The following is a 21,110-nucleotide window of genomic DNA, read 5'->3' on the forward strand; positions in this document are numbered from 1 at the left end:
CGATAATGCCGCCGATGGCAGACAGGCTCTGCCGTGCTCCAGGGCTGGTTGGCCGAGATCCGGAAATTGTCGCGTCCGCCCGCGCGCGATAATGGCCTCGATACCATTCTTGCGCGGACCCGATCATTCAGCCCGCAAAGAGGAGCGCATGGTATCGACGGAACCGGATGATGTGGTCGCATTTGGTCCCTTTCGCCTTCACAGGGAGCATCGCCGCTTGTTTTGCGGTGCCGAAGAGGTGCAGCTCGGCGGTCGGGCAATGGAGATGCTGGTGACCCTGGCCCGAAAAAAGGGCGAAATAGTCCAGAAGGAGGAACTATATAACGCTGCGTGGCCAGGCATCTTTGTCCATGAGGCCAATCTGAAAGTGACAATCGCATCGCTCAGGCGGGCACTGAGGGAATATTCCCCCGCGGAGGACTATATCAGGACGTTTGTAGGTCGTGGCTATTGGCTGAGCGATCAGATTGTTGCCGAAAACATCCCGAGCATTGCGGATCTGCCTGTTGTGGCAAATACCCGGTTTCCCGAACTGGGCACGGTTATCGGGCGGGATGTTGAAATCGCCGAATTGCGAGACAGTATTGCCACCAACCGACTGACCACGATCGTTGGCCCCGGCGGCATTGGAAAGACAACGGTTGCGGTCGCCACCGCTCAGCTGTTCGAAGACGAAGAGGGCGGTTTTGTCACCTTCATCGATCTCGCCCGGGTGGCCGGTGAGGAATTCGTCATCCCTTCAGTTGCCGCGGCGTTCGGTATCAGTTCAAGCAGTCAGGATCGCCTTGAGGCGATCTCATCGATCCTCGCTCGAAGGAAGACACTGCTTTTGCTCGACACGTGCGAGCACGTACTCAATGCCGTTGCGCATCTTTGCGATGTCGTCCTTGCAAATACCAGGGACGTCAGGATTCTCGCGACGAGCCGCCAGGCTCTCCGCGCGAAACGAGAAGAGGTTCTCTGGCTTTCCCCTTTGGAAGTACCTCCGCCTGGCCGCAGCTACACCGCCGAACAGGTCCTTCTTTACTCCGCGCCCCAGCTACTTGTCGAACGAGCGTCCGAGAAGGGGAAATACACGATTGAGGATAGAGATGCCTCTGCGGTCGCCGAGATATGCAGACGGCTCGACGGATCGCCTCTTGCCATCGAACTTGTTTCGTCCTGGCTGACGGGCCGAAGTGCTCCCGATGTACTGGGGGAGCTTGACGATCGTTTCACGACACTGATCGGACGTGGTGAGGATGGACTACTTCGCCAACAGACCCTGCTTGCGACATTGGAGTGGAGCTATGCACTCCTGACGAAGAGCGAGGCAGCCGTGTTGCGTGCCGTGTCGATCTTCATGGGTACGTTCGATATGGATGCGGTTGTCAGCGTCGCAATCCACTACGGCCTGGATCCAACGACCGTTTTTGATGCTGTCGCCGGGCTGCGCGCCAAGTCGATGCTGAGCGTCGAACAGATGTCGGGCGGGATGCGATACCGCCTTCTTGACAGCACTCGAGCATTTGCAGGCAATCTGCTGGAAGCCTCGGGGGAGCTGCCAGTCGTGTCGGAGGCTCATGCTCGCCTTGTGCTGGGCATCTTCACTCGTGCGAGTGTCGATCGGACACGACTTCCGGCGCGGCAGTGGCACGCTGCCTATGCCAGCCACGCGGACGATTTGCGCAGGGCTATCGGGTGGGCGCTCTTTCTTCGCGGCGATCCGCTGCTTGGCATGCAACTGGTCGCATCCGGCATACCTCTATGGCATGAGTTGTCGTCAAGCGAAGAGGCCCGCAGCAACTGCGAGCACGCGCTTGCCGAGTTCGACCGTGTCGGCTGCGATGATAGAAGCCTGAAGCTTAAGCTGATTGTGGGGCTGGCGGCCGTAAGCAGCTACATATCAGCCGATGCGGACAAGGCCATCAGGACCTTTGAGACCGCAATTCAGCTATCACGTGAAATCGGGGATACCAATGCTGAGTGCCAGGCCTTGGGCGCTCTGGCGAGATATCGGCTCCTGCCCGGCAACCAGACCGAAGTCCAAAAGATTCTCAAAGAGTTGAAACGCGTCGCAGCGCGCTCGCACAATCGCCCGGCGCAATGGGAACATGAATTTCTTCGTACGGAACTGGACATCATCCACTGCCAATATCCACCCGCGATAGCCAGGATGGAAAAGTTGCGTCAGCAACTGCGGAACGCCTCGGAGGGATCCGTTTCGCGCTTTGATCTCGATCCCAGGATCAGATCAGAAACGGCAATAAGTGCGCTTATGTGGCTTGGCTCCCGCAGGCCCGGAACGGGCCTCAGCGGCGCCCGAATTATCGCGCGTGAGGCGTTGGAAGCTCATCATGGATGGACGCTCATCTATTCTTATGCACACGGAATACTTTTTGTTCTGAGCGAATGTCAGGAATGGGCGCAAGCCAAATATTACTCCGTGCTACTGAAGGACACGATCTATCGTCACGGCATGCCGGCATGGATTCCGGTCGCAAACTGCCACATCGAAGCGCTTGATGCACTCTCCGGCGTTCGAAAGGACCCAGACGGAGTAATGTCGGCGTTTGATGAGCTCCGCACCGGTCTTAGGCAGATCGGACGTCATGTATACTACGCGCTTTTGATAAGGGCCCTCTACGCGAACGGGCATACGGATGAAGGCATGCGGATTCTCGACTATTTGTTCGAGGTAGGACCGCAACGCTCGATGGTGCCCGAATTGCTGCGCTTGCGGGCCGTCAAAGAACGGTCGGCTGGGCGCGATGACGATGCGATCGCCACCTTGCGTCAGTCGCTACAAGCGGCCGAAGACAACGGTGCGTGGGGCTGGAGGATTCGCTCCGCAACGGATCTTGCCGCTGTTTTGAAAGATCGTTTGCGGTTTGATGACGCGAAAAGTGTTCTCGAGCCCATCTATCGCCAATTCGTGGACGGCTTCGATACTCCTGACTTGCAAAGAGCCGGAAACCTGCTGACGGAACTGCGGAATTTCGGGCGTGTTCCGCGCTCATAGCGAGCTGCACGCCGGTTCGTCGCGGATCGCGTGCACGCGGTAATTGCGAAGAACTGCAAGACCTTCCATCGCCTGTGCTTGGCTTTGTTAATTCGAGCAAGAGCGATGACATGGCAGATTTCGCACGCATTGACGGCGTTTAGCGTGCATCGCCAAGACCGGATGTTAGTCTGTATCCCATTCAGATGACGGAGACGCATCGTGCGGACGCTCCGGCATGTCGCCGCGGCTGTGAACTGTTCGCTCGAATGATGTGCGCCGATCGGATCTTCCGAGGATGCGACATGACCAGGCTTATCGCTACCCTTACCCTCGATGACGCTAAACTGATGCTGTCGGCGGCGGAAGCAAAGGCGGTGGAGTTTGCCATCGCCTACAATGTCGCCGTGGTCGATGCCGGAGGACATCTTATTGCCTTCGTCCGGCAGGACGACGCGCTGATCGGCAGCATCGATCTGGCCATCAAGAAGGCCGTTACGGCACGGCTCTTCGACAAGAAAACGGATTACCTGGCAAGCCTGGCCCAACCCGGCAGGCCGCTTTTCGGCATCCATCAGAGTAATGACGGCAACGTCGTCATCTTTGGTGGCGGGCTCCCCGTTGTCCGAGAAGGGCGGCTGATCGGCGCGGTGGGAGCAAGTGCCGGCTCGGTGGAGCAGGACATCGCTGTCGCCCAAGCCGCCGTATCCGCCATTGATCTTGGGTTGGCGGGCACGCGATCGGTCAATTCAGGAAAGGAGCAGAGAAGATGACGACCAATATCGAAGGAAAAGTCGTACTGATCACCGGTGGCGGAACCGGCCTGGGCGCCGAGACCGCCCAGATGCTGGCTTCAAAGGGCGCGAAGGTCGCGATAGCCGCGCGCAGGCGGGGCAAACTTGACGAGGTTGCCTTCAGGATTTCCGCCTCCGGCGGCAAGGCCCAAGCCTACGAGTTGGACGTAGCAAACAAGAACCAGTTCAAGTCGGTCGTGGACGCGGTCGTTTCCGATTTCGGAAAGCTTGATGTCCTGATCAACAATGCCGGGTTGATGCCGATCCGCCCGATGGCGGAGGCGAATACCGAAGAATGGGACGCGATGATCGACGTCAACCTCAGGGGCACCCTTTACGGCATTGCTGCGGTCCTGCCGATGTTCATCAAACAGGAAATGGGCCATATCATCAACGTCAGTTCCGTCGCTGGCGTCAAGGTCTTCGCGCCGGGGGGCACGGTCTATTCCGGCACCAAGTTCGCTGTCCGCGCCATCTCCGAGGGGCTGCGCCAGGAAGTCGGAAGCAAGATCAGGGTGACCTCGATCGAGCCCGGCGCCGTCGAGAGCGACCTCAAGCACACGACGAGCGGCACGTCGCAGGATGCGGTGATGGAATTTTACAAATCGGCGATCCCCGCCAGTTCCGTTGCAAGGGCGATCACGTTTGCCATCGAGCAACCTGCTGACGTGGACATCAACGAGATCGTGCTGCGTCCGACGGCGCAGGAATTCTGATCGGCGGCTCGAATCCGTTACCGCCACGACTCTCATCGATCGCGACCCGGGTCGCGGCGCTGCGCGAAGGCGCGTCCAATGTTCTCAAGATCGGCCGTTTCCGATCCCACATTAAGAGGAGAATATGACATGGCTTATCAGAGCGTAAATCCGGCGACCGGTAAGGTCCTCAAGACATTCAACAATCACAGCGACGAGGAAATTGAAAGGGCGCTCACCCGGGCGCACTCCCTCTATAAATCGCCTTGGTGCAAAGGCGACAGGACGCCCCGGCTCAAGGTCTTGCGCCGGCTTGCGGAATTGGCAAGCGAGCGCGTGGACGACCTGGCACGCATCCTTACGCTGGAAATGGGCAAGCGCATCAACGAGGCGCGCACCGAGGTGCGGATCACCGCCGAAATCGCCCGGTATTATGCCGACAACGCCGAAGCCTTTCTCGCCCGCGAGAAGGTCGTGACATCGAAGGGCGATGCATGGTTGGAATATCACCCGATCGGCGTCGTCGTCGCCGTCGAGCCCTGGAACTTCCCCTTCTATCAGCTGGTTCGCGTGGCCGGACCGAACCTCGCAATCGGCAATCCCGTGCTCGCAAAACATGCCAGCATGGTCCCGCAGGCCGCAGTTGCCTTCGAAGAGCTGCTGATCGAAGCAGGTGCGCCGGAGGGCGCCTGGACGAATATCTTTGCGACGGGTGAGCAAATCTCAAAGCTTATCGGCGACGATCGGGTTCAAGGCGTGGCCCTTACCGGTTCGGAGGGCGCGGGGAGCATCGTGGCGGCCAACGCGGGCAGGAATCTCAAGAAGTCCGTGATGGAACTTGGAGGAAGCGACGTTTTCGTCGTCCTCGACGATGCGGATGTCGACAAGGCCGTCGCCGCCGGGTTTGAGGCACGGCTTCGCGGGTGCGGGCAGGTCTGCAACGGCGCGAAACGCTTCCTCATCCACGAGAAGGTTGCCGACGAGTTCGTCAAGAAGCTCGCCGAAAAATTCACGAGCACCAAGATTGGCGATCCCATGGATGAAACCGTCGGGCTGGGACCGATGTCTTCGATAGGGGCACGTGACGATATTGCGGGGCAAGTTGAGCGCGCCGTCAAGGCCGGGGCCAAGGTCCTGGTCGGCGGAGAGGTGATCGAGGGGCCTGGCGCCTACTACAAGCCGACCATTCTCACGAATGTAATGCGAGACAACCCCGCCTATTTCGAGGAGTTCTTCGGTCCTGTGGCGCAGGTGCATGTCATCGCGAACGATGACGACGTCATCAGGATCGCGAACGATTCGAATTTCGGGCTCTCCGGCGCGATCTTCACCGCGGACGTCGAGCGCGCGAAGTCGCTGGCATCGCAGGTCGAGACCGGGTCGGTGTGGATCAACACATCCTCTTTCACCGGGCCGGAACTTCCGTTCGGCGGGGTGAAGAGATCCGGCTACGGTCGCGAGCTCGCAGGTGCGGGTATCAAGGAACTGGTGAACCAGAAGATGGTGCTTGTCGCGCACTGATCCGCGTATCGTGCCAACCGGATCGCACTGGCATCCAGCGTCACGAAAGGGGCCGCGGCAGAGCGGCCCTCGTCAGGGAGCCACGGCCCCGCACCTGCCCTGAAATGGGCTCCTTGAGGCGCGCCGGGGATTGGGGTCGGTCCGGCTCCGATATCGTCGAGCTGCGATCAAGCCCCGACGATTGCGAGAAAGAACAGTTTATGGAACTTCGGGCCTGACGCCGACGCCGACGGCGTGTGTGCGGATTTTACCAAGTGCAGGACAAGGATTTGAGTAAGTCCGGATGCACAAGACGGAAGCAAGTCAAGCTTCTGTTAGTCGTCTTTCGTGATTTCTCAGCCACAACCATCCCGAAAACTTGCGCGCCCCAATATCCCCATAGCGTTGTAGCTCCGACTAAGCTACATCCTGTGTAAAGGCTCAAGGTGAACGGTTCGCCGCCACAGCTGCGCCTGTCGGCAACTTAAGGGAAAATGACTTCGCTTATGGATGGCATCGGTCCGCAGCATCACGACTCCGGTCTTCGTGCGCTTTGCGGTATCGCTGCATTCTATCGGATCGCTGCTGACCCGATCCGGCTTCAGCACGATCTGGCGCTGAAAGGGCGTGCATCCGAAGCCATCGACATCCAGCGAGCAGCCGGGATCATCGGCCTCAAGGCGCGTGTGGTAGAGAAGGTCACGGAGCACCGCCTTCGATCAATGCCGGTACCGGCAATCGTGAAAGTGCGCAGTGGCTCCTTTCAAGTGCTCGGCGGCTTGAATCCGTCCGGAAAGTACAGGCTCGTCGATCCGATAACGCGTGTTGATCGCGAAATTGCCCCCTCGGACATATTGGCGGAAATCGGTTCGCGCGTGATCCTTGTCGGCCGGCGGATCGGCGGGGACGGATCCGATCCCAGGGAGTTCGGCTTCAAGTGGTTCCTGCCGTCCATCTGGCGGTATCGCAAGCCACTCGCCCATGTTCTGCTTGCCTCGCTGTTTGTGCAGATATTTGCGCTCGTGACACCCCTGTTCTTTCAGGTCGTGGTCGACAAGGTTCTGACACACAAAGGCTATTCGACGCTTTTTGTGCTGGTCGCAGGCATTGCGATCATCGGTCTCTTCGATGTCGTGCTTCAATATCTGAGAACCTACGCGCTGGCGCACACGACGAACCGGATCGATGTCGAACTTGGGCAACGGTTGTTTCATCACCTCTTGCGGCTTCCACTCGGCTATTTCGAAACCCGCTCGGCAGGCCAGACCGTTGCAAGGGTACGCGAGCTCGAAACGATCCGTGCATTTCTGACCGGCCAGGGGCTTTTCTCTGCGCTTGATGTCATTTTTACTTTTGTCTTCATCGCGGTTCTCTTTGCTTATTCGTGGAGCCTGACGCTGATCGTCATTGCCGCGATCCCGATCTACATCCTGATCGGTATGATCGTCAGGCCGCCGCTTCGCGAATTCGTCAAGGAGAAATTCAACCGTGGTGCTGCGAGCCAGCAGTTCCTCGTCGAAGCGATCGTCGGCATCCACACGGTCAAATCCGCTGCGGTGGAACCGGTGATGCAGGCACAATGGGAGGAGAAGCTTGCAGCCTACGTGCGGACAGCTTTCGACACGACGCTGCTTGGCGCTGGCGGACAAAACGCCATCCAATATGTCAGCAAGCTTTCGACGGCAGCTCTTCTTCTCTTCGGCGCCAAGGCCGTTATCGATGGCGAGCTGTCGGTTGGTTCGCTCGTCGCTTTCAACATGATTGCCGGCCAGGTCACCCAGCCGGTCTTGAGGCTTTCCCAGCTCTGGCAGGATTTCCAGCAGGTGCAAATCTCCGTTGATCGGCTTGGCGACATTCTCAACACGCCGACAGAGCGTCAGCCCGCCGTTCGTTTGTCGCTGCCGGCTCCGAGGGGGCATATCGAATTTCGAAATGTCACCTTCCGTTATCGGCCCGGCTCCCCGGACGTTCTGAAGAACGTATCGCTCGAGGTTCGGCCCGGAGAGGTGATCGGCATCGTCGGTGCTTCCGGTTCTGGAAAATCGACGCTGACCAAGCTCGTGCAACGCCTGTATCTCCCCGAAGAGGGGCAGGTTCTTCTCGACGGGGCGGATCTTTCGCAACTCGATCCGGCCTGGCTTCGAAGCCATATAGGCGTGGTTCTCCAGGAGAACCTTCTGTTCAACCGTACGATTCATGACAACATCGCTTTTTCAAACCCGGCGATGCAACGGGCTCAAGTCATTGCTGTTGCCAGGCTCGCCGGCGCCGATGATTTCATCACAAGGCTGCCGCAGGGCTATGACACGATGATTGAAGAGCGCGGGGCAAACCTCTCCGGCGGCCAGCGCCAGAGGATCGCTATCGCCCGGGCTCTTGCGACCAATCCGCGGATCTTGATTTTCGATGAGGCAACCAGTGCGCTCGACTACGAAAGCGAGAGGGTCATTCAGGCGAACATGGGGCAGATTGCCAGCGGCCGAACGGTGATCATCATCGCCCACCGGCTTGCCGCGATCCGGCCATGCAACAGGATCGTCGGTATGAAAGACGGCCGGATCGTCGAGGTCGGCAGCCATGACGAATTGCTGGGGCGGCCAGATGGCCTCTATTCGCGTCTTTGGGCCTTGCAGAACGACAGGGGAGCGGCATGAGCGCAACCGCGAACGCCTCTCGCTATTTGGGTCTTCCGCGACGGCCGGCAAAGCGTGCCGATCACGAATTTCTGGCGCCGGCCCTCGAGGTTCTGGAGACGCCGCCATCGCCCATACGCATGGCGCTGATCCTGATCATCTGTCTGTTCACCACGGTTGCGCTGGTCTGGTCCTATTTCGGCCGCATCGACATTATCGCTGCGGCGCAAGGCAAGATCCAGCCGACCGGCCGCGTCAAGGTCGTACAGCCGTTGCTGACAGGCAAGGTGAAGACGCTGCCGCCACAAAACGGCGACCATGTGCGCCGGGCCGACATTCTGCTCGAACTTGATCCGGCGGATGCTCTCGCAGACGAAAGGGACGCCGCAAAGAGCCTTGCCTCAGTCAAGGCGGAGGTTGAGCGCCGCAGGGCCGCCATCCAGTTCGTGCGTTCGCAACCGGCGGCGGGATCCGTTCCGGAAGTCAGCTGGGACCACGATACCGGCCTCGAGCTGCAGCAGCGCGAGAACGGCATTCTTCGCGGCGATATCGAGAAATATCACGCAATCATCGCCTCGCTCGACGCGCAGCAGCATCAGAAGGAAGTGGAGAGTGAACGGCTCAAGGCAACAGTGGCCGCGCAGGAATCCCTCGTTGAAACGCTCAGGGAGCGTGTGGCGATGCGCAGCATGCTTGCCTTGAAAGATGCCGGCACCATGGCAAGCGTCATCGATGCAACAGAAACAATGAAGGAACAGGTGACGCAGCTGGCGATACAGCAGGCGCAACTTGCTGACGCCGAGGCTGCAATCGATGTCTTCGCCAAGGAGAAACGGAAAGCAGAAGGCGCCTTTCTGAGCGATCAGCTTGACCGGCTTGGCGATGCCGAGCGGCGCGCGGACGAATTGGAGCAGCGTCTGGCGAAAGCAAAGAATTCTCTCGAGCAGATGACGTTGCGCAGTCCGATTGACGGGACGGTGCAATCCTCATCTGTCACCGGTATCGGGCAGGTGGTCACCGTTGGCCAGGACCTGATGCGGATCGTACCGGAAGACAGTTCGCTTGAGCTTGAAGTCTATATGCCGAACAAGGACATTGGCTTCATCAGAGTGGGCCAGGAAGCCGTCGTAAAGCTTGAGGCCTTTCCCTTCACCCGCTACGGGACGGTTTCAGCCGTCGTCGTGAAGGTCGCCGCGGATGCCATTCCCGAGCCAGACGCGACCCGTCGTGAAGGAGACCCTATCGCGAGGCAGTCAGGCGCAACCTTTGGCGGTGCCGAGCGAATGCAGAATTTGGTCTTTCCCGTTACGCTGCGCCTTGCGAGTGATCACATTCAAGCTGACGGCGCGGATGTCAAATTGTCGCCGGGCATGGCGGCTGTCGCGGAGGTGCGCACCGGCCAGCGCAGAATATTAGAGTATGTGTTTTCTCCGTTGGTTGAGGTGGCTGACGAGGCGCTTCATGAGCGATAGAGGACCGGCACGATTTATGGGCTGCGTACGTCTTGCGACTGCGGTACGCTCGCCCGTTTTGTAAGTAAATAACAAGGCTTATCTTGGGTTTTAGGGATGAAAGGCGTGTTTACTGTAAACTATGTTCTGAAGTGCTTTACCCATCAGCACAACTCAAAGAGCCAATTGTCAGGGCTGTCGGCATCGCTGTGCCGACGGGCTTAACTTCAATTTTCAGCCGAGCGTCGTGCCTGCGGGGAGGTGAACCGATCCGGGGCATGGCAGGGTGGTATAAACAAGCGGTGATTTCATGACGGGCATTGTTACTCCCACGAAGAACGTCAGCTTGACGGGAGATCAGAAAATCGACGGGCTTCTCAGCGGCTACGCCTGGGACAGCACGATAACCTACGCGTTTCCCACCAGCTCGATTTCGTATTCCTATGACGGCGAGAAGGACTACGGCTTCTCCGCGATCTCTTCGCAACAGCGCTCTTTTGCCTTGTTCTTTATGGAGCAATCCTACGGAAACACGGCAAATGACGGCTTCTCCGTTGAGGGGTTTACCAATGCCGATTTCGTCGCCGGGAACGCGGACACTGCGTCGGTGCGCTTTGCACAATCCTGGTATCCCCCGACTGCGTGGGCGTATACCCCAAGTGCGGACAGTGCGGCCGGCGATGTCTGGTTCGGGACGGCATATGCCGGCACGGTAGTTGATTATCGCTACCCGGAGTTCGGCAACTATGCCGGCCATACGCTGGCACATGAACTGGGTCATGCTCTCGGTCTGAAACACGGTCATGAGCCGGACATAGACAATCCGCTGGTCGTGCCCGGTGCCTACGATTCCCTCGAATATACGATCATGACCTACCGTACATATGTCGGAGACAGTCCGACTGGTTACAAATACGAGCAGAACGGTGCGCCGCAGACCTTCATGATGCTCGATATCGCCGCTCTACAGGAAATGTACGGTGCGGATTACACGACCAACAGTGGCAATACCGTTTACAAGTGGAAGCCAAACGAAGGCGTCACCTATGTGGACGGGGTCGCGGCCATCACGCCGGACGCGAACAGGATCTTCGCGACAATTTGGGATGGCGGCGGTATCGACACCTATGATCTCAGTGCCTACACGACCAGCCTTCAAATCGACCTGCGACCAGGGGGGTACTCGGTCTTTTCTCAAGTCCAGTTGGCTTACTTGGGCGGTGGCTCGAATGGTGGCGATGCTCGCGGCAACATCTTCAATGCGCTTCTCTATCACGACAACCTGGCATCGCTGATCGAGAATGTTCAGGCAGGCTCCGGTAGCGATACGATTGTTGGCAACGAGGTCGACAACGCCCTATGGGGCAATGCCGGAAATGATACGCTGACTGGCGATGCCGGCGACGATACCTTAAACGGCGGCACCGGATCGGACCGGATGTCGGGTGGGGTGGGTGACGACACCTATATTGTCGATGTTGCGAACGATGTCGTGACTGAGAACGCAGGCGAGGGAACGGACACGGTCAGGACGACGCTTTCGAGTTACACGCTCAGCGTCAACGTCGAGAACCTGACTTACACGGGCACGACGTCGTTCACCGGTACGGGCAACGCTGCGGTCAATATCATTACTGGCGGAACTTGGTCCGATTGGCTGGATGGCAAGGCGGGAGCCGACATCCTGATTGGTGGGGCGGGCAACGACACTTATTTTGTCGATAATCTGGCCGACGTTGTGACCGAGGCTGCCAATGAAGGCACGGATCTGATCAAGACGACGCTTTCTGCCTACACGCTGACCAATATTGCCAATGTCGAGGACCTGGCCTACAGCGGCACAGGCGATTTTGCCGGGACGGGCGATGCCCTTGCCAACACCATTACCGGTGGTGCCGGCAACGACATACTGGTCGGCGGTGCGGGTAACGACAGGCTGATCGGCGGCGCCGGCAATGACGTGCTCTCCGGGGAGGCTGGCGACGATTGGCTGGATGGCGGCACGGGTGCCGACACGCTTTCCGGCGGTATCGGCAACGACACCTATTGGGTTGACAATGGCGGGGATACGGTCGTCGAGGCTGCCGACGAAGGCAGCGATACGGTGTACGTGCAGTCGGTCTATTTCGGGAGCTACGCGCTCGGCAGCAATGTCGAGAACCTGACCGTCTCCGGCACGACGGCTTTTACCGGCATCGGCAATGCGCTGAACAATATCCTGACCGGCGGGGCCGGGATCGACACGCTGAAGGGTGCGGCAGGTGACGACACCTATGTCATCGGCACCGGCGATATCGTCGTCGAGAATGCCGGCGAGGGTACCGATACCGTAAAGACGGGTCTGGCGGCCTATACACTGGGTGCCAATGTGGAGAACCTGACCTACACCGGGTCAGCGGCCTTTGCCGGTACCGGCAATGAGCTGGACAATATCATCAAGGGCGGTGCGGCGGCCGACAAGCTGACCGGGGCTGCCGGCAACGACACGCTGGACGGTGGGGCGGGAGCCGACACGCTGGCCGGCGGCATCGGCGACGACACCTATGTCGTGGATGCTGCCGGCGACGTGGTCACGGAGGCAGCAGGTGCGGGTACGGACGAGATCCGCACGTCACTTGCGACCTATTCGATCGCTGCGCTCGCCAATATCGAGAACCTGACCTACACCGGTTCGGCTGCCTTCACGGGCACCGGCAATGCTGTGGCGAACGTGATCACCGGCGGCGCCGGCAACGACACGCTGAACGGCGGCGCCGGCGCCGACACGCTGATCGGTGGGGCGGGCAACGATACCTATATCGTTGACAATGCCGGTGACCTCGTCACCGAAGGTGCCGATGCGGGGATCGATACGGTGAAGGCTGGGTCGGCGACCTATACGCTTGCCGACAATGTCGAGAACCTGACCTATACGGGCACGGTGGCCTTCACCGGAACGGGCAACGACCTTGCCAACACGATCACCGGCGGGGCTGCGGCCGACCGGCTGTCGGGTGGAGACGGCAACGACACGCTGAACGGCGGAGCCGGAGCCGATACGCTGATCGGTGGAGCGGGTGACGATACCTATATCGTGGATGTCGCCGGCGACGTCGTTACCGAGGTTGCAAATGCAGGCACCGACACTGTCAAGACCGCGCTTGCGGCCTACACGCTCGGGGCCGATATCGAGAACCTGACCTATACGGGTACGGTGGCCTTCACCGGCACGGGCAACAGCCTTGCCAACACGATCAGGGGTGCGGCGGGTGCCGACACGCTGGACGGCAAGGCGGGAGCGGATGCGCTGATCGGCGGTGCCGGCAACGATACCTATGTTGTCGACGATCTGGCCGATGTCGTGACCGAGGCCGCCAACGAAGGCACGGATCTGATCAAGACGGCGCTTTCTGCCTATGCGCTGACCAACATCGCCAATGTGGAGAACCTGACCTTCACCGGCAGCGGCGATTTTGCCGGGACCGGCAATGCCCTTTCCAACACGATCACCGGCGGTGCCGGCAACGACACGCTGGACGGTGGCGCGGGTAACGACACGCTGGTTGGCGGAGTTGGCACGGACAGGCTGGACGGCGGAGCGGGTAACGATACGCTGGTCGGCGGTGCCGGCAACGACACCTATGTCGTGGATGCCGCCGGCGACGTGGTCACGGAGGCAGCAGGTGCGGGTACGGACGAGATCCGCACGTCGCTTGCGACCTATTCGATCGCTGCCCTCGCCAATATCGAGAACCTGACCTACACCGGTTCGGCTGCCTTCACGGGCACCGGCAACGCTGCGGCGAACGTGATCACCGGCGGTGCCGGCAACGACACGCTGAACGGCGGCGCCGGTGCCGATACGCTGATCGGCGGGGCGGGTGACGACACCTATATCGTGGATATTGTGGGCGACGTCGTTACCGAAAGTGCCGATGCGGGCACCGATACGGTGAAGACCGCGCTTGCGGCCTACACGCTCGGCAGCGATATCGAGAACCTGACCTATACGGGCGCGGTGGCCTTCACCGGGACGGGCAACGACCTTGCCAACACGATCACCGGAGGGGCTGCGGCCGACCGGCTGTCGGGTGGCGACGGCAATGACACGCTGAACGGCGGAGCCGGAGCCGATACGCTGATCGGCGGAGCGGGTGACGATACCTATATCGTGGATGTCGCCGGCGACGTCGTTACCGAAAGTGCCAGCGGAGGAGTCGATACGGTGAAGGCTGCGTCGGCGGCCTATACGCTTGCCGACAACATCGAGAACCTGACCTATACGGGTACGGTGGCCTTTGCCGGAACGGGTAACAGCCTTGCCAACACGATCAGGGGTGCGGCGGGCGCCGACACGCTGGACGGCAAGGCGGGTGCCGATACGCTGGTCGGCGGTGCCGGCAACGACACCTATGTTGTCGACGATCTGGCCGATGTCGTGACCGAAGCTGCCAACGAAGGCACGGATCTGATCAAGACGGCGCTTTCTGCCTATGCGCTGACCAACATCGCCAACGTGGAGAACCTGACCTTCACCGGCAGCGGCGATTTTGCCGGGACCGGCAATGCCCTGGTCAACACGATCACCGGCGGTGCCGGCAACGACACGTTGGACGGTGACGCGGGTAACGACACGCTGGTTGGCGGAGTTGGCACGGACAGGCTGGACGGCGGAGCGGGTAGCGATACGCTGGTCGGCGGTGCCGGCAACGATACCTATGTCGTGGATGCCGCCGGCGACGTGGTCACGGAGGCAGCAGGTGCGGGTACGGACGAGATCCGCACGTCGCTTGCGACCTATTCGATCGCGGCGCTCGCCAATATCGAGAACCTGACCTACACCGGTTCGGCTGCCTTCACGGGCACTGGCAACGCTGTGGCGAACGTGATCACCGGCGGCGCCGGCAACGACACGCTGAACGGCGGAGCGGGAGCCGATACACTGATTGGTGGAGCGGGTGACGATACCTATGTCGTGGATACCGCGGGTGACGTCGTCACCGAAAGTGCCGGCGGAGGAACCGATACGGTGAAGGCTGCGTCGGCGGCCTATACGCTTGCCGACAACATCGAGAACCTGACCTATACGGGCACGGTGGCTTTTGCCGGCACGGGTAACGGCCTTGCCAACACGATCAGGGGTGCGGCGAGTGCCGACACGCTGGACGGCAAGGCGGGAGCCGATACGCTGATTGGCGGTGCCGGCAACGACACCTATGTTGTCGACGATCTGGCCGATGTCGTGACCGAAGCTGCCAACGAAGGCACGGATCTGATCAAGACGGCGCTTTCTGCCTATGCGCTGACCAACATCGCCAATGTGGAGAACCTGACCTTCACCGGCAGCGGCGATTTTGCCGGGACCGGCAATGCCCTTTCCAACACGATCACCGGCGGTGCCGGCAACGATACGTTGGACGGTGGCGCGGGTAACGACACGCTGATCGGCGGAGTTGGCACGGACAGGCTGGACGGCGGAGCGGGTAACGATACGCTGGTCGGCGGTGCCGGCAACGACACCTATGTTGTGGATGCCGCCGGCGACGTGGTCACGGAGGCAGCAGGTGCGGGTACGGACGAGATCCGCACGTCGCTTGCGACCTATTCGATCGCGGCCCTCGCCAATATCGAGAACCTGACCTACACTGGTTCGGCTGCCTTCACGGGCACCGGCAACGCTGTGGCGAACGTGATCACCGGCGGCGACGGCAACGACACGCTGAACGGCGGCGCCGGTGCCGACACGCTGATCGGTGGAGCGGGTGACGACACCTATATCGTGGATATTGTGGGCGATGTGGTCACTGAAGCTGCAAGTGCAGGCACCGATACGGTCAAGACCGCGCTTGCGGCCTACACGCTCGGCAGCGATGTCGAGAACCTGACCTATACGGGCACGGTGGCCTTCACCGGAACGGGCAACGACCTTGCCAACACGATTACCGGCGGTGCTGCGGCCGACCGGCTGTCGGGTGGCGACGGCAACGACACGCTGAACGGCGGAGCCGGTGCCGATACGCTGATCGGCGGGGCGGGTGACGATACCTATATCGTGGATATTGTGGGCGATGTGGTCACTGAAGCTGCAAGTGCGGGCACCGATACGGTGAAGACCGCGCTTGCGGCCTACACGCTCGGGGCCGATGTCGAGAACCTGACCTATACGGGCACGGTGGCCTTCACCGGGACGGGCAACGGCCTTGCCAACACGATCAGGGGTGCGGCGGGCGCCGACACGCTGGACGGCAAGGCGGGTGCCGATACGCTGATCGGCGGTGCGGGCAACGACACCTATGTTGTCGACGATCTGGCCGATGTCGTGACCGAAGCCGCCAACGAAGGCACGGATCTGATCAAGACGGCGCTTTCTGCCTATGCGCTGACCAACGTCGCCAACGTGGAGAACCTGACCTTCACCGGCACCGGCGATTTTGCCGGAACCGGCAACAGCCTCGACAATAGGCTGATCGGCGGCGCCGGCAATGACGTGCTCTCCGGGGAGGCTGGCGACGATTGGCTGGATGGCGGCACGGGTGCCGACACGCTTTCCGGCGGTATCGGCAATGACACCTATTGGGTTGACAATGGCGGGGATACGGTCGTCGAGGCTGCCGACGAAGGCAGCGATACGGTGTACGTGCAGTCGGTCTATTTCGGGAGCTACACGCTCGGCAGCAATGTCGAGAACCTGACCGTCTCCGGCACGACGGCTTTTACCGGCATCGGCAATGCGCTGAACAATATCCTGACCGGCGGGGCCGGGATCGACACGCTGAAGGGTGCGGCAGGTGACGACACCTATGTCATCGGCACCGGCGATATCGTCGTCGAGAATGCCGGCGAGGGTACCGATACCGTAAAGACGGGTCTGGCGGCCTATACACTGGGTGCCAATGTGGAGAACCTGACCTACACCGGGTCAGCGGCCTTTGCCGGTACCGGCAATGAACTGGACAATATCATCAAGGGCGGTGCGGCGGCCGACAAGCTGACCGGGGCTGCCGGCAACGACACGCTGGACGGTGGAGCGGGAGCCGACACGCTGGCCGGCGGCATCGGCAACGATACCTATGTCGTGGATGCCGCGGGCGACGTGGTCACGGAGGTAGCAGGTGCGGGTACGGACGAGATCCGCACGTCGCTTGCGACCTATTCGATCGCGGCGCTCGCCAATATCGAGAACCTGACCTACACCGGTTCGGCTGCCTTCACGGGCACCGGCAACGCTGTGGCGAACGTGATCACCGGCGGCGCCGGCAACGACACGCTGAATGGTGGCACGGGCGCCGATACGCTGATCGGTGGGGCGGGCAACGATACCTATATCGTTGACAATGCCGGTGACCTCGTCACCGAAGGTGCCGATGCCGGGATCGATACGGTGAAGGCTGGGTCGGCGACCTATACGCTTGCCGACAATGTCGAGAACCTGACCTATACGGGCACGGTGGCCTTCACCGGAACGGGCAACGACCTTGCCAACACGATTACCGGCGGTGCTGCGGCCGACCGGCTGTCGGGTGGCGACGGCAACGACACGCTGAACGGCGGCGCCGGAGCCGATACGCTGATCGGTGGAGCGGGTGACGATACCTATATCGTGGATGTCGCCGGCGATGTCGTTACCGAAAGTGCCGATGCAGGCACCGATACGGTGAAGACCGCGCTTGCGGCCTACACGCTCGGCGCCGATGTCGAGAACCTGACCTATACGGGTACGGTGGCCTTCACCGGGACGGGTAACGGCCTTGCCAACACGATCAGGGGTGCGGCGGGTGCCGACACGCTGGACGGCAAGGCGGGAGCCGATACGCTGATTGGCGGTGCCGGCAACGACACCTATGTTGTCGACGATCTGGCCGATGTCGTGACCGAAGCTGCCAACGAAGGCACGGATCTGATCAAGACGGCGCTTTCTGCCTATGCGCTGACCAACATCGCCAATGTGGAGAACCTGACCTTCACCGGCAGCGGCGATTTTGCCGGGACCGGCAATGCCCTTTCCAACACGATCACCGGCGGTGCCGGCAACGACACGCTGGACGGTGGCGCGGGTAACGACACGCTGATCGGCGGAGTTGGCGCGGACAGGCTGGACGGCGGAGCGGGTAACGATACGCTGGTCGGCGGTGCCGGCAACGACACCTATGTTGTGGATGCCGCCGGCGACGTGGTCACGGAGGCAGCAGGTGCGGGTACGGACGAGATCCGCACGTCGCTTGCGACCTATTCGATCGCGGCCCTCGCCAATATCGAGAACCTGACCTACACTGGTTCGGCTGCCTTCACGGGCACCGGCAACGCTGTGGCGAACGTGATCACCGGCGGCGACGGCAACGACACGCTGAACGGCGGCGCCGGTGCCGACACGCTGATCGGTGGAGCGGGTGACGACACCTATATCGTGGATATTGTGGGCGATGTGGTCACTGAAGCTGCAAGTGCAGGCACCGATACGGTCAAGACCGCGCTTGCGGCCTACACGCTCGGCAGCGATGTCGAGAACCTGACCTATACGGGCACGGTGGCCTTCACCGGAACGGGCAACGGCCTTGCCAACACGATCAGGGGTGCGGCGGGTGCCGACACGCTGGACGGCAAGGCGGGAGCGGATGCGCTGATCGGCGGTGCCGGCAACGACACCTATGTTATCGACGATCTGGCCGATGTCGTGACCGAAGCCGCCAACGGAGGCACGGATCTCGTCAAAACGGCGCTTTCTGCCTATGCGCTGACCAACATCGCCAATGTCGAGAACCTGACCTTCACAGGGTCGGGTGGTTTCACCGGGACGGGCAATGCTCTTTCCAACACGATCACCGGCGGTGTCGGCAACGATACGCTGGACGGTGGGGCCGGAGCCGACACGCTGATCGGCGGCATCGGCAACGATACCTATGTCGTGGATGCAACCGGCGACGTGGTCACGGAGGCAGTGGGTGCGGGTATGGACGAGATCCGCACGTCACTTGCGACCTATTCGATCGCTGCCCTCGCCAATGTCGAGAACCTGACCTACATCGGTTCGGCTGCCTTCACGGGCACCGGCAACGCTGTGGCGAACGTGATCACCGGCGGCGCCGGCAACGACACGCTGAATGGCGGCGCCGGCGCCGATACGCTGATCGGCGGAGCGGGTGACGATACCTATATCGTGGATGTCGCCGGCGACGTCGTTACCGAAAGTGCCGGCGGAGGAATCGATACGGTGAGGGCTGGGTCGACGACCTATACGCTTGCCGACAACATCGAGAACCTGACCTATACGGGTACGGTGGCCTTCATCGGAACGGGCAACAGCCTTGCCAACACGATCAGGGGTGCGGCGGGTGCCGACACGCTGGACGGCAAGGCGGGGGCCGATACGCTGATCGGCGGTGCCGGCAACGATACCTATGTTGTCGACGATCTTGCCGATGTCGTGACCGAAGCTGCCAACGAAGGCACGGATCTGATCAAGACGGCGCTTTCTGCCTATGCGCTGACCAACATCGCCAATGTCGAGAACCTGACCTTCACCGGCACCGGCGATTTTGCCGGGACGGGCAATGCCCTGGTCAACACGATCATCGGCGGTGCCGGCAACGACACGCTGGACGGCGGAGCGGGTAACGATACGCTGATCGGCGGTGCCGGCAACGACACCTATGTTGTGGATGCCGCCGGCGACGTGGTCACGGAGGTAGCAGCTGCGGGCACGGATACGGTGAAGACTGCGCTTGCGACCTATTCGATCGCGGCGCTCGCCAATATCGAGAACCTGACCTACACCGGTTCGGCTGCCTTTACGGGCACCGGCAACGCTGCGGCGAACGTGATCACCGGCGGCGCCGGCAACGACACGCTGAATGGCGGCACGGGCGCCGATACGCTGATCGGTGGGGCGGGCAACGATACCTATATCGTTGACAATGCCGGTGACCTCGTCACCGAAGGTGCCGATGCCGGGATCGATACGGTGAAGGCTGGGTCGGCGACCTATACGCTTGCCGACAATGTCGAGAACCTGACCTATACGGGCACGGTGGCCTTCACCGGAACGGGCAACGACCTTGCCAACACGATTACCGGCGGGGCTGCGGCCGACCGGCTGTCGGGTGGCGACGGCAACGACACGCTGAACGGCGGAGCCGGTGCCGATACGCTGATCGGTGGAGCGGGTGACGATACCTATATCGTGGATGTCGCCGGCGACGTCGTTACCGAAAGTGCCGGTGCAGGCACCGACACGGTAAAGACCGGGCTCGATCGCCTGACACTTGCTGCCAATGTCGAAAACCTCGTCTACACCGGCAGCGGTGGCTTTAATGGCATCGGCAACGCGCTTTCCAATACGATCACCGGAGGTGTCGGCAACGATACGCTGAGTGGTGGAGACGGTAGCGATACGCTGATCGGCGGCAAGGGCAACGACTATTACGTCGTCGACAATGCCGGGGACGCCGTCATCGAAAATGCCGGCGAAGGAATCGACCAGGTGCAGACGTCCCTTGCCAGCTATACGTTGGGAGACAACATCGAAAACTTGAGCTCGGGTGCCACTGGCTTCGAAGCCTTTGTCGGAACAGGCAATGCGCTCGACAATCGGATTGTGGGCAATCTCGCGGGGTCGAATACGCTGACAGGTGGCGCCGGAGACGACGTCCTTATTGGTGGAATAGCCGCGGACTTTTTCGTCTACGAGCCGAATTGGGGGCACGACACGATCATGTCTTTCGAGGTAGCTGGCGGGGCACATGATACGATCAGGATCGATCACACGATTTTTGCCGACTGGGCATCGCTGCTCGCCTCATCAATCCTGTCGGGCAGCGACACAATCATTACCGCAGATGCGGACAATACTATCACACTGAAGAACGTGACTGTGTCGAGCCTGCAGTCGTCGGACTTCCAGTTTGTATGAGTTCGGTTCGGACCTGCCGACGGGACTTCCTGTCGGGAGGACCGGAATGGAGTTCCGTCGTGTCTGAAAGGAATTGGATGTGCGCGAGGGAGTTCACGCAACCGGGAATGAAGCTGTCGACAAACGGGGGTGCGTGATGGTCAAACGCATTCTCGGTTTGAACTCGGAAGAA

At 60.7% G+C, this 21,110-nt stretch carries 7 protein-coding genes; all 7 read left to right on the forward strand.

Going from position 1 to position 21,110, the window contains the following annotated elements:
* Positions 1-148 precede the first annotated feature (148 nt).
* The gene (locus tag ACU8HS_RS13630) at positions 149-3,001 is read left to right on the forward strand and encodes an ATP-binding protein (RefSeq protein ID WP_447014553.1); all 2,853 of its coding nucleotides are present in this window, start codon (positions 149-151) and stop codon (positions 2,999-3,001) included.
* Between the two features lie 284 nt (positions 3,002-3,285).
* Entirely contained in the window at positions 3,286-3,753 is a 468-nt protein-coding gene (locus ACU8HS_RS13635; RefSeq protein WP_112705771.1) for a GlcG/HbpS family heme-binding protein, read from the forward strand.
* Positions 3,750-4,490, forward strand: a complete 741-nt coding sequence (locus ACU8HS_RS13640; RefSeq protein ID WP_112758432.1) for an SDR family oxidoreductase — start codon at positions 3,750-3,752, stop codon at positions 4,488-4,490. The genes ACU8HS_RS13635 and ACU8HS_RS13640 overlap by 4 nt, the downstream gene beginning before the upstream one ends.
* A gap of 129 nt (positions 4,491-4,619) precedes the next feature.
* A complete protein-coding gene (locus ACU8HS_RS13645) occupies positions 4,620-5,990 on the forward strand; it encodes an NAD-dependent succinate-semialdehyde dehydrogenase (RefSeq protein WP_113413462.1) in 1,371 nt (456 codons plus the stop codon).
* Positions 5,991-6,475: 485 nt separating this feature from the next.
* Positions 6,476-8,623, forward strand: coding sequence for a type I secretion system permease/ATPase (locus ACU8HS_RS13650; RefSeq protein ID WP_113413463.1), 2,148 nt, complete (start codon positions 6,476-6,478; stop codon positions 8,621-8,623).
* On the forward strand, positions 8,620-10,074 hold the full coding sequence (locus ACU8HS_RS13655) for an HlyD family type I secretion periplasmic adaptor subunit (RefSeq protein ID WP_113413464.1): 1,455 nt from the start codon (positions 8,620-8,622) through the stop codon (positions 10,072-10,074). Before ACU8HS_RS13650 ends, ACU8HS_RS13655 begins: the two co-directional genes overlap by 4 nt.
* Positions 10,075-10,363: 289 nt before the next feature.
* Entirely contained in the window at positions 10,364-20,938 is a 10,575-nt protein-coding gene (locus ACU8HS_RS13660) for a M10 family metallopeptidase C-terminal domain-containing protein (RefSeq protein WP_447014554.1), read from the forward strand.
* The last annotated feature ends 172 nt before the right edge of the window (positions 20,939-21,110 follow it).

It is taken from the genome of Rhizobium sp. KDH_Rht_773_N (assembly GCF_052946295.1).